Source organism: Exiguobacterium sp. GL_137 (assembly GCF_057834585.1).
Genome location: NZ_CM174406.1, coordinates 2982819 through 2994889, shown reverse-complemented (window position 1 = coordinate 2994889; position 12071 = coordinate 2982819). Strand labels below are relative to the sequence as shown.

The following is a 12071-nucleotide window of genomic DNA, read 5'->3' as shown; positions in this document are numbered from 1 at the left end:
CGTGAAAGACAAGTGGCTTTTTTTGAATCATCCAGAATGATTGATTAATCGGATAAAGATGCGTATGATTGGTTTTGTAAGCGGTATCTTTTGAAGGAATGAGATATCCAGTATTTTTTTAATGATTTGCGAAAGCGGTTTCGATACTTATTTTTACAAATCAATGATTTCTTATAAGCAAGTGAATGATTCGGTTAAAGGAGGAAGAAGCATGGGACAGGATTATCAGCAATTGGTCGACCGGTTAGCGGAAAAAACAGCTTTTGAACTGCAGGGTGGCATCGAAGTCGTCATCAAGCCGGTACCGGACCGGACGGAAAGCGGAGTACTTGATCCGCGCGTCTTGGAAGTCATGTTGCAACAACAAGACAGTTCACCGGCCGGCCCTTTTTCACTCGAAGCAGCACGGGCCGGGATGGGGTGGGTCAATACCGATCTGACGACGACAGAAATCACGACGGAAGAAATCATGATTCCAAGTGTAGAACAACCGATTGCGGCGCGGATCTATCGTCCCCGGTCGACGGAATTGTTACCGGCAGTGGTCTACTTCCACGGCGGCGGCTTTTTCGGGGGGACGCTTGAACCGGTTGAACATCCGTGTCAGCTTTTAGCGGAACGGGCGAATGTCGTCGTCATTTCGATCGATTACCGGTTGGCACCGGAACATCCGTTTCCAGCCGGACTGAACGATTGTTTCACGGCCGTCAAATGGGTTTACGAACAGGCGGAAGAGCTCGGGATCAACCGTACACAACTGGCTGTTGCCGGCGACAGTGCCGGCGGGAACTTAGCGACGGTCTGTGCCCTGCTTGACCGCGAACAGCAGACCGAGATGATCCAGTACCAAGTCCTGCTCTATCCGGTCGTCAATCTCGCGGCTCTGCCGACGGATGATTTCAACTGGCGTCTTGACGCATACGAGATGAACGAGAATCGCGAGTTACTTGAAGGAATCGTCACAGCTCTGGAAGACTCGGATGGATTGTTGAACCGGTTGTACCTGCAAGGAACGACGGACGTACAGGATCCGCATGTGTCGCCGCTCTTCAGCGACAAGCTGGCCGGACTGCCGGACGCATTAATTATCACGGCGGAATATGATTATCTCCGTCTTGAAGGAGAAGCGTACGGACGAAAACTCGCGCGGGCCGGTGTCAAGACGAAGCGCATTCAATACAACGGGATGGACCATGCCTTTATCGAAAAGCTCGGGCAGTATCCGCAAGCGGAAGACTGCATCACGGAAATCGCGAACGGTCTGAAGAAACGGTTTGCTACTACACAATCAACAGGAGGATGAATCGATGACGACATATACATTAGATTGGAACGCCTATACGGCACTGGCCAGGCAAACGGTCGCAGAAGGAGCGGTCCTGCTGAAGAATGACAAGCAGACATTGCCGTTGCCTGCAGGAACGACAGTCTCGGTGTTCGGACGCAATCAGTTCAATTACTATAAAAGCGGAACGGGATCCGGCGGGATGGTTAACGTGTCGCACGTGACAAGTCCACTTGAAGCCCTGCAGCAACATCCGGATGTGACGGTCAATGCCTCGTTGACGGAAGTCTATGAAGCCTGGCTGAAAGATCATCCATTTGATAAAGGCGAAGGCTGGGCCGCTGAACCGTGGTCGCAGGAAGAAATGCCGGTCACGGATGAAGTCGTCGCAGACGCAGCGGCGCAATCGGACGTCGCGATCATCATGATTGGTCGGACAGCCGGTGAAGACCGCGATAACACAGCGGATCCGGGCAGTTATCTGCTGACGGACGTCGAGTTGACACTGATTGAGAAAGTCTCCGGAGCATTTTCGAAGACGGTTGTCCTGTTAAACGTCGGCAATGTCATCGACATGCAGTGGGCGCTTGATTTTAACCCGAGTGCAATCCTGTACGGATGGCAAGGCGGAATGGAAGGCGGCAACGCCTTGATCGATCTTTTGACGGGAGCAGTCACACCATCCGGAAAACTGCCGGATACGATTGTCCGTTCGCTCGATGACTATCCGTCGACGCCATACTTCGGTCATGAAGACCGGGCGATTTACAAAGAAGACATCTATGTCGGATACCGTTACTTCGAGACGTTTGCGAAAGACGACGTCCTCTATCCGTTCGGGTTTGGTTTATCCTATACGACGTTTGATGTCGTAACGGATACGGTCGACATGACGGAGCAACAAGTCACGTTAACGGTCACCGTCACGAACACAGGGACGTGTAGCGGGAAAGAAGTCGTCCAGGTGTATCTTGAAAAACCACAGGGACAACTGGGTAACCCGGCACGGGGACTCGTAGCCTTTACGAAGACGCAACAGCTCGAACCGGGGCAACAGGAGACGGCAACGTTGACGGTGCCTCTGACGGAATATGCAAGTTACGATGATGCCGGCGTGACCGGACATAAATCGTCTTACGTCATCGAAGCGGGTGTTTATCATCTGTACGCCGGAACGGACGTCCGGACAGCGGCGCATGTGGCAACACAAACGATTGAGACGTTACGTGTCGTTGAGACGTTAAGTGAAAACATGGCACCGGTCACGGCATTCGACCGGTTAAAGCCGCAACAGACAGAGACCGGATATGACGTGACGTATGAAGCGACACCACTTCGGACGATTGATCCGGAAGCCCGCCGTTTAGCCGAACGACCGGCAGCACGCACGTATTCGGACAACCAGGGACTGACCCTGAAGGATGTCTACGAAGAGAAGACGTCGCTCGACGTGTTCCTCGATCAGTTGATGGATGAGGATCTTGCGGCGATCGTCCGCGGTGAGGGAATGAATTCACCGCGTGTCACGCCGGGTACCGCGGCAGCATTCGGTGGTGTCACCGACCGGCTGACAGCGTTCGGGATTCCGGCAGCCTGCTGTGCTGACGGTCCGTCCGGCATCCGGATGGATATCGGAACGAAAGCCTTCTCACTGCCGAACGGAACGCTCGTCGCCTCGACGTTCAACGTAGATTTAGTCGCGGATTTATTTGAGATGACAGGGCTTGAACTCCGGAAAAACGGCATCGATACGTTGCTTGGACCAGGCATGAACATTCACCGCCATCCGCTCAACGGCCGCAACTTCGAATACTTCTCGGAAGATCCGCATTTGACGGGGATGATGGCTGTCGCCCAGCTCGACGGGATGCACCGGGTCGGCGTGACCGGAACGCTTAAGCATTTAAGTGCCAACAATCAGGAATTCCATCGTCATGATCTCGATTCGATCATCTCGGAACGGGCGTTACGGGAGATTTATCTGAAAGGATTTGAGCATGCCATCAAACAGGGACAAGCGTATGCGATCATGACGACATACGGTGCCGTCAACGGTCTGTGGACCGCCGGCTTGTATGATCAGAACACCCGGATTCTCCGAGACGAGTGGGGCTTTGACGGTGTCGTCATGACGGACTGGTGGGCGAAGATCAATACGGAAGAAACAGAAGCCAACCGGCAACAGACGGCGACGATGGTCCGTTCGCAAAACGATCTCTACATGGTCGTCGGAGAACCAGGGACGAATCCGTTTGAGGATGATACGCTGTCATCGCTTGCAGACGGGACGTTGACACGGGCGGAATTGTTACGGAGTGCGGCGAATATTTGTCAGTTCATCCTGCGGTCACCGGTCATGGAGCGGACGCTCGGTCAGGAATCGACGGTTGATGTCACCGGATTACCGGAAGAGGCAGATGAACTTAACGAACAAGCCGTAACGCATCAGCAACTCCAGAGCGGCGTTCCGATCGTGTTTGATGAACTCGACACGTCGACCGGAAGCAGCCACGTCTTTGCCGTGACGGCGGAAGAAACGGGGATGTACCACGTCACGTTTGAAGCCCGGTCGTATGCCGGGGAACTGGCACAGATGCCGGTGACGTTGTTTGCGAACAACATGCCGGTCGCAACGTTTACGTTTAACGGCACGAACGGCGAATGGGTGACGCAGACGAAAGATGTCTTCGTCTTTAATCCGCACAACTACTTCAAATTGTACTTTGCGCTTGGCGGGCTTGAGCTCAAAAACATCACCTTTACGTTAACGGAATCGTTCCATATGAAAAACGGGTAAACTAAACACCAGGCAGTCAGTTGCTGTCTGGTGTTTAACGCGTTTAAAAGGAGGACCCGATGCAATTCTCAAAAATGAAAAAGCAGATATTATCGTTCGTCGCACCACAGCTTCAGCAGCGTATAAATCTCTATGCGACAGTCGACCGTCGTTTTCACGATGGTGAAGCTCGAGTTTGGATGACGCTGGACGGAAAAACTTTTTTTAAGGCGGAGGATTTACGGTTTACATTAGAGTCAGATCGTCGTTATGAGTTGGCGAAGGCACGATTACCTGAAAAACCCGTCTGTTTTACACTGGATATCTTTCAATCGGATTGGTACAAGGCATCGAGTGAATTAAATGAGCAGATTGAACGTGAGTTGGAGGAAGAGGGATGGCATGCTAGTTACGACGTACAACAGGATTTGTTGCTGTATCCGACGCTCTCGATTGAAGAGGCGTTGACGCATCCCCATGCCTTCATCCGCGGCTTTGCGTTGCTCGATCGGCGCGTCGGGAAACGGCGCTTGGAACGAGTGACATGCGATACACCGTTTGAATTCACCTGTTTAAAGATTCGACTTGAAGCGGAATCCAACTAACGACAAAGAAGAGAGCAAGGCGCGATGCCTTGCTCTTTTGCATGTTCAATTCAAATCTTTAAATCGAAAACGAATTAACAGCGTGAATGCCTTCTTGTTCGACGAATTCGTCAAGCAAAGCACGGACATCGTCCGTTGAATTCGTATCCATCAGACGGGCGCGTAATTCGCTCGCCCCGCGGAAACCGCGAACATAAATCTTGAAGAAACGGCGGAGCGGTTTGAAAAGACGCGGTTCGAATTCAGATGAATACTGATCATGTAAGTCGAGTTGCAGACGCAACAGATTCAGTAATTCTTCGCTCGAATGGTCTTTCTTTTCAACTTCGAACGCGAACGGGTTATGGAAAATCCCGCGTCCGATCATGACACCGTCGACACCGTACTGCTCGACGAGTTCAAGACCGTGTTGACGGTCGTTGATGTCTCCGTTGATCGTCAAGAGTGTCTGTGGTGCCACTTCATCGCGGAGCTTCTTGATTTCCGGAATCAGTTCGAAATGGGCCGGGACCGCACTCATTTCTTTACGCGTCCGCAGGTGAATCGACAGGTTGGCGATGTCCTGTTCAAGAATGTGGCGTAACCAGTCATGCCATTCTTCGACTTTGGAATAACCGAGGCGTGTCTTGACGCTGACCGGCAGACCGCCGGCTTTCGCTGCTTGAATCAGTTCAGCGGCGACGTCGGGGCGGTTGATCAGTCCCGATCCCTTTCCGTTGACGGCGACGTTCTGAACCGGGCAACCCATGTTGATGTCGATTCCCTTAAAGCCCATTTCCGCCATCCCGATACTCATTTCACGGAAATATTCCGGTTTGTCGCCCCAAATATGGGCGACCATCGGCTGTTCATCTTCCGTGAACTCAAGGCGTCCGCGGACACTCTGTTTGCCTTTTGGATGACAGTAACTTTCCGTATTCGTAAATTCAGTGAAGAAGACATCCGGACGTGCCGCTTTCGCGACGACGTGACGGAAGACGACGTCCGTGACATCTTCCATTGGAGCAAGTACAAAAAATGGTCGTGGCAGGTCCTGCCAAAAGTTGTTTTTCATCGTATATAAAACCCTTTCCTTAAGGTAATTCGTTTTGCACAATTAAAATTTCATCAACTATACACTTTAAGCGTAATGAGGAAAAAGTGCAAGCAGATGGTTTAGGAAAGGGGCGGCACCGGATAATGAATCAAGGCGGTGGCCGGTGTGACTTGTCCGTTCGATTGTTTGTAGATGATATGCTTTGCCGACAACTCGGTCGGTGACTTCAGACCGGCAGCAGCGGTCAGATTATATAACCCTTCCCGGAGCGAGATGATGTAGTTCGTCACCCGGAAACTTTTTTCATCGACGATCAGCGCTTGTTGGAGTTTCGGATCGGTCGTCGCGACTCCGACCGGACAATGGTTCGTGTGACAGACTTGCGCCTGGATGCAACCGACGTTAAACATCAGACCGCGGGCGATGTTGACGAAATCGGCACCAAGCCCTAAAGCGACCGCAATCTTATCGGCACTGATCAGTTTGCCGGAAGCAAACAGTTTGATCCGGTCGCGGATGCCGTGAGCGACCAGCAACTGATGCAGATACGGCAGGGCCGATTTGAGCGGTAAACCGGCCGCATCCGCAAGTTCCTGGAACGACGCACCGGTTCCGCCTTCTCCGCCATCAATCGTAATGAAATCCGGATGTTTTCCGGACGTTTCCATGTAAGAGACGAGTTCATGCAGATCGTTTAGATTACCGACGACCAGTTTGATGCCGACCGGCTTTCCGCCGGTCTCCCGCAACAGTTCGACAAACGTCAGCATCTCTTCCGGTGTCTGGAATTCATTGAACCGGTTGGGACTGTCGATACTGACGCCGGCTTTGACGTTCCGGACGGACGCGATTTCAGCCGTGACTTTCTCGCCTTCGAGATGACCGCCCCGTGTTTTTGCACCCTGCGCCAGTTTTAGTTCGAAGGCTTTGATTTGCATCAGTTCACTTTTCTGTTTGAATTGTTCGAGCGAAAAAGAGCCGTCTTCCGTCCGGACACCAAATAGTCCCGGACCAATCTGGAAGATGATATCCACGTCACCTTTTAAGTGATAGTCGGACAGTCCGCCTTCACCGGTATTCATCCAGGTTCCCTGCGCCCGGCCGAGACCGATTGATAGTGCCGTAATCGCCCGGTCACCGAGCGCACCAAAACTCATCGCCGACTGACCGATTAGTCCGAAGACTTGAAACGGATGACGGCAGGTATGCTCCCCAATGATCGGAGCGTCAGCGGCAGGAAGTAAAAACGGTGCAATCTGTTTTTCGACCAAATGTTCTTTCCGGGTCAGGAGATTATCCTGATCGAGCTGATAGAGGTGAGTCGTAATTTTATGTTGGTTATCGATCCGCAGTTCCTGCCGGTTCGTCGGAAAAAGAGCATTTTGCAGATAAAAGCCGGCTGCTTCAAAATCACGTTCGGAACCAAATCCCATCGTTCGCGTATTATATTTACCGGCCAGCACAGCTGTTTTGTAATCGTTCCGGGAAAACGGTTTGTCTTCATTGTTATTTAAGAACAAATACTGGCGAAGTTCAGGACCCACTTTTTCAAGGATGTAACGGATTTTTCCGAGAACGGGAAAGTTTCGTAAGATGGAATGCTCCTGTTGTCTGTGATCGATATTCCACAGATAGAGTCCAAGCACCAATGGAACGAAGATGATGAGTGAAATCAATATCAGGATGATCGTTAAAATGATGGTATCAGTCGACATGGGAGTGCCTCCTTCAGGAGTATGAGCGGCGGGACGATGAAGAGGGAAAAACAAACACGTTAGTCGAATAAGGTAAAACAAGACTGTTCTATCCCGATACCACTTGCCAAAAGAATACAAACCTAACGGATCAGATGAATGAAAGGATGATTTCTTATGCATACACTGTACATGAAACAGAAAGTATTCAGTTTACGGGGACGGTTTTCGATTCAAGATCAGCAGGAACAGGACGTTTATCTTGTCGAAGGCAGCTTTATGAAGCTGCCGAAGACTTTTTCAATCTCGACGGTTGAGGGAGAGGAAGTCGCCGTCATCACCAAAAAAATGCTCAGCCTGTTACCGAAGTTTTTTATCGAAGTCGATGGTGAGACACTGACGATCGAAAAATCATTTACGTTCTTTAAAGACCGCTATACGATTGATGCGGCGGATCTTGAAATTGACGGAGACTGGTGGGATATGGACTTTGAAATCAAACGTCACGGCGAAGTTGTCGGAAGCGTCGAGAAAAAATGGTTTACGTTCGGAGACAGTTATGAAATTCGAGTCTTTGATCCGGATATTGAAAAGATTTTGATTGCGCTTGTCGTTGCCATTGACTGTGTCAAAGAAGATGAAGAATCCAGTTCGTCGTAAGAAAGCATTCAGGAGAGGAAACGGATATGAAACAGCTTTTGATGAAACAGTCGTTTGAATGGAACCGGCGATTTACGGTTGCGGATGAAACCGGACAGATCGCATATGAAGTAAGAGGACAGTTGTTCCAGATGCAGAAAAATTGGCAACTAGTGCACGAAGGATCCGAAGTCGGTCGGGTGACGAAACAGACGTTCAGTATGTTGCCCCACGTTCTGATTGAACTGGACGGGCACGTCGTTGCAACGATTCAAAAAACCGGATTTGTGATGTTTTCGAATTACCGGATTGACAGCCGGGAGTTGCATGTCGACATCAACTGGGCGACGATGACGTTCAGCGTCATGTATCAGGGAAATAAAATCGGGCAAGGCAAAAGACGGTGGGTCCGCTTCGGCAAACAATACGAATTGACACTGCTCGACGACACGGCAGAACAACTGTTTTTGAGTGTCGTCCTCGGCCTTGACCGGGTGAAAGCCGATAAGACGGTTTCGACGCTATTTTCAGATGACTGGACGAGGGGGAAGAAATAAATGGAACGATGGGATATTTATACGGCAGATCGCGTAAAAACAGGCCGGACCTGGCCGCGGGGGACGGAGTTAAAAGACGGCGATTACCATCTTGTTGTGCACGTCTGTCTGTTTAACGAACAAGGACAAATGTTGATTCAGCAACGCCAGCCGTTCAAAGAGGGCTGGTCGAACATGTGGGACCTCAGTGTCGGCGGAAGTGCGACGACTGGTGACACGAGTCAAATGGCTGCCGAGCGCGAATTGTTCGAGGAACTCGGACTATCGCTGTCATTCGAAGGACGGCGTCCACAGTTGACGGTGCCGTTTGAAGTCGGATTTGACGACTATTACTTAATTGAAACGGAAGTCGATTTGACGACCTTGACGTTACAGGAAGAAGAAGTCCAAACTGTCAAATGGGCGACGGAAGAGGAAATCATTACCGGGATTCGGAAAGGAGTCTTTATTTCCTATCATGAACCGTTGATTCGGTTGCTGTTCATCTTACGGCATCAATACGGTGCGCATCAGAAATAAAACATCCCCAGGTCGCAGGCGACACTGGGGATTGTTTGCAATCAGGCTGTTTTTTTCGAAGCCGGAACCGATTGTTTCGGTTTGGTTTCCGGTAAAAAGAGACTAAAGATCAGGTACGTCGAACAGCTGAGGAAAAAGACGACCATCGACGCCGTATAAGCCATCTGACCGAGCGTGTAACTCCAAATAATCGTAAAGATGGTTTGGGTTGCCTACGCAATCGCCCAGAACAGGCCGAACAAGACGGTGATCTTTTGTGGTGTCATACCCTTCATTTCGTGGGCCAGATTCATGAAAATCGGATACTGAATGTACATCGCGAACCCAGAGACGAAAGCAAAGATATACGAGACGAGCGGTGATATGTTGCCAAACGCAACCGTGACGATGAAGCTGCCGATCATCACGAAGCCGCTGATCAGAAGAATCGGTTTTCGCGGTATCCCGCGGCTGCCGATTTTCAGACCGACGAAGGTTCCGATAATACCGGCACCGGAGACCAGCAGATTAACGAGCGATCCGTTTAACTCAGTATACGTGTCAAACACCGGTTTGAGTCCGACGAGCGACAGGATGTAAAGTGTCAGGAAGCCGCCGAACGCGATCGCATACTTCCATAAGAAGCTGTCTTTAATCGCATCCCGGTAGCCGTAAGCCGTGACGACTTCGTTTTGATCGCTTGCCGTATTTAAGTCGAATTCTTCACTAAAAATCAACCAGGCGAGGAACAGAATCGCTGTCAAAGCAGCAAAAATCGTTAACGGCAGCTGCCAGTTGTTCGTGAATTGTGTCGCAAAAAACGTAAACAGTAACGAGACGACAAACGCACCGACATTATACGAGACGGTATTGAGCGCATTGATCCGCAGTTTTTCCGTCGGATCGCTGATGTAACGGGTGACGACCGGATTCATGTAGACAATGACCATCGAGCCGCCGTATAGGCCCAGTAGTTCGGCAGATAAATGGCGACGATGGACATCATCAGAAACAACAGGGCGAGCATCGGTGCTTTTTTAGGTCCCAGTTTCATCAAAATCAGTGCCGCCAAAATGTTCGCGAAGACGCGGGCCGTCGTGATTGAATAATTGACGAGTTGTGAAATCAACGGGTCAACGGTCCGGTCTCCGAAGAAATGAGCCGTGATTTGCGGGGTTAATGAGGAACCGGCGACCCAGTTCATGGCGAACGTCGCATAGGCGAACCAGAGGACGATCATCATGAAATAGCCTTTTTTTGTGGTAGACATAAAAATCCCTTCTTTTCTGAAGTTCCGCTTCATATATGAATCGAAAACTACTTAACTTTGTTATCAATTCATTCAATATAAAGCCGTTTCAAAGGGAAGTGAAATAGATAGTTCTTATGGTGAGTATAAGAAAATAGAATAAAAGAGCATCAATGAAAACTAATAAATTACATAATTAGTTAATAGTTTTGAATAATTTACCGATAAAGATATGCACAAATAATTTTGTTAGATAGGGGAAGTAAAGATGAGATTAGCTAAAGCGATTATAACGGGAGTGTTACTTGCAATTTTAGTTTTTGTTGTAAATGAAAATTTAGTAACAGCAAGTACTAAAAATTTAAAAGCAAGCGATGGGAAAAAATGTACGATCATCGGTACAAAAGGTAACGATACCTTAAAAGGTACTAACAAATCCGATGTAATCTGTGGTCTAGGCGGAAATGATAAAATTCACGGTCTCGGTGGAAATGACACAATTGATGGTGGAAGTGGTGATGATTCAATTATTGCAGGTTCCGGGAACGATACGCTATATGGCGGAACGGGAAATGATACGCTTGAAGGACATAGTGGATCAGACTATTTCAAAGGGAATGAAGGAAACGATACCGTTTCATACAGCGATAAGAAAAAAGATTTGAATATTAGCTTAAATAATAAAAAAGATGATGGAGAAAAAAATGAAAAGGATTTAATTAGTAGTGATATTGAAAACTTAACTGGAGGAAAAGGAAACGATAAAATCCAAGGGAACGATCGTAAAAATACGCTCGTTGGACTTGCTGGAAACGATAAAATCGAAGGTAACAAAGGGAATGACGAAATCATTGGAAAAGAAGGTAGCGATATTTTAAAAGGCAATCAAGGCGACGATCACATTGATGGAGGACAAGGTAGTAATACATGTTACTTGGATCAAGAAGATAGTGAGAGTTCAAGTTGCCAGTTGCTAAAAGATTTAGGTGATTTAGTGGTTCACGTAAAAGGAACTATTCATAACAGTGACTTGAAAGGTTGCTATTTTTTCATGAATAGTCCGATTGGTGAAGAGCCTGCTGCTTCCGGTCTAATTGATAAAAACGGTCATTTTGAATTCGATGCCTTTACAGGCAAATATCTTAACTGGCAGGTCGGCAAACTATTTGATAGTGGGTTTACAGAATACCCTGGAAAAAACCCAGATTGTGCGTCAAACGTCACTTTAGGTGGAAATATGTATAATCTTGAAATCGTAAAAAACATGCCTGAGTTTTCGATCACATTACCTGATGTTATTGAAGCAACAATTAGTGTGAAAAATGCTGCTGGAAAAAGAATAGCAGGATTGAATTCGAGTTATGTTAATGGTGGTCAACGTCAAATTCCTTCATCATGGGATAAGGATAGTTATTATAATTTATCAATTCCACCGTTCACAACACAGGCGAATCAAGACCAAAAAGTAAAAGTATTAGAAGGCGACGACTACGATATTCGATTAATCGGGAAGATTTACGGAATGAAAATCTCTAGAGAATTTGAAGGGAAATGGTCTGAAAAAGTTAATCTAGTCATCAAATGATTATAAAAAACAAGTAAGCGGATACAATGTATTTTGAAATTAATTCTTTAAAATTAATATCAAAATTAATTTGACAAACGCTGTCGAGATTACTAGAATTAGAAACAATTCATCGATGCAGCGACGCATCTGATAATCAAATAGAGA

12 protein-coding genes are annotated in these 12071 nt (G+C 48.3%); 7 read left to right on the top strand and 5 right to left on the bottom strand.

What is annotated here, in order from left to right; genetic code table 11:
• Positions 1-211: 211 nt before the first annotated feature.
• Genes AC3IRK_RS15540 through AC3IRK_RS15530 form a run of 3 tightly spaced genes read left to right on the top strand, consistent with a single transcriptional unit; the run spans position 212 to position 4666 of the window.
• On the top strand, positions 212-1303 hold the full coding sequence (locus AC3IRK_RS15540) for an alpha/beta hydrolase (RefSeq protein ID WP_489170223.1): 1092 nt from the start codon (positions 212-214) through the stop codon (positions 1301-1303).
• A 4-nt stretch (positions 1304-1307) separates the two neighbouring features.
• Positions 1308-4082: a glycoside hydrolase family 3 protein gene (locus tag AC3IRK_RS15535; protein ID WP_489170222.1), complete on the top strand. Its 2775-nt coding sequence runs from the start codon at positions 1308-1310 to the stop codon at positions 4080-4082.
• 59 nt (positions 4083-4141) lie between these two features.
• Positions 4142-4666: an SF0329 family protein gene (locus tag AC3IRK_RS15530; protein WP_489170221.1), complete on the top strand. Its 525-nt coding sequence runs from the start codon at positions 4142-4144 to the stop codon at positions 4664-4666.
• A 58-nt stretch (positions 4667-4724) separates the two neighbouring features.
• Here AC3IRK_RS15530 and AC3IRK_RS15525 read toward each other — a convergent pair whose 3' ends face one another.
• Both AC3IRK_RS15525 and AC3IRK_RS15520 read right to left on the bottom strand, forming a co-directional pair.
• Positions 4725-5720, bottom strand: coding sequence for a tRNA dihydrouridine synthase (locus AC3IRK_RS15525; protein ID WP_489170220.1), 996 nt, complete (start codon positions 5718-5720; stop codon positions 4725-4727).
• Positions 5721-5821: 101 nt separating this feature from the next.
• The gene (locus AC3IRK_RS15520) at positions 5822-7417 is read right to left on the bottom strand and encodes an FMN-binding glutamate synthase family protein (RefSeq protein WP_489170219.1); all 1596 of its coding nucleotides are present in this window, start codon (positions 7415-7417) and stop codon (positions 5822-5824) included.
• A gap of 156 nt (positions 7418-7573) precedes the next feature.
• On the opposite strand from AC3IRK_RS15520, the gene AC3IRK_RS15515 reads away from it, so the two are divergent.
• Genes AC3IRK_RS15515 through AC3IRK_RS15505 form a run of 3 tightly spaced genes read left to right on the top strand, consistent with a single transcriptional unit; the run spans position 7574 to position 9111 of the window.
• A complete protein-coding gene (locus AC3IRK_RS15515) occupies positions 7574-8056 on the top strand; it encodes an LURP-one-related/scramblase family protein (protein ID WP_489170218.1) in 483 nt (160 codons plus the stop codon).
• 26 nt (positions 8057-8082) lie between these two features.
• Positions 8083-8592, top strand: coding sequence for an LURP-one-related/scramblase family protein (locus AC3IRK_RS15510; protein WP_489170217.1), 510 nt, complete (start codon positions 8083-8085; stop codon positions 8590-8592).
• Positions 8593-9111: an NUDIX hydrolase gene (locus AC3IRK_RS15505; RefSeq protein ID WP_489170216.1), complete on the top strand. Its 519-nt coding sequence runs from the start codon at positions 8593-8595 to the stop codon at positions 9109-9111.
• 41 nt (positions 9112-9152) lie between these two features.
• On the opposite strand, the gene AC3IRK_RS15500 is transcribed toward AC3IRK_RS15505, so the two are convergent.
• From AC3IRK_RS15500 to AC3IRK_RS15490, 3 genes are read right to left on the bottom strand one after another with little or no spacing between them, the layout of a single operon-like run.
• Positions 9153-9275 (bottom strand): hypothetical protein, encoded by a 123-nt coding sequence (locus AC3IRK_RS15500; RefSeq protein WP_489170215.1) that lies wholly within the window; start codon positions 9273-9275, stop codon positions 9153-9155.
• A gap of 48 nt (positions 9276-9323) precedes the next feature.
• On the bottom strand, positions 9324-10040 hold the full coding sequence (locus AC3IRK_RS15495) for an MFS transporter (RefSeq protein WP_489170214.1): 717 nt from the start codon (positions 10038-10040) through the stop codon (positions 9324-9326).
• The gene (locus AC3IRK_RS15490; RefSeq protein ID WP_489170213.1) at positions 10022-10360 is read right to left on the bottom strand and encodes a hypothetical protein; all 339 of its coding nucleotides are present in this window, start codon (positions 10358-10360) and stop codon (positions 10022-10024) included. The genes AC3IRK_RS15495 and AC3IRK_RS15490 overlap by 19 nt, the downstream gene beginning before the upstream one ends.
• A 247-nt stretch (positions 10361-10607) precedes the next feature.
• Here AC3IRK_RS15490 and AC3IRK_RS15485 point away from each other — a divergent pair, with 247 nt between their 5' ends.
• Complete coding sequence (locus AC3IRK_RS15485; RefSeq protein WP_489170212.1) at positions 10608-11924, top strand: calcium-binding protein; 1317 nt, start codon at positions 10608-10610, stop codon at positions 11922-11924.
• The last annotated feature ends 147 nt before the right edge of the window (positions 11925-12071 follow it).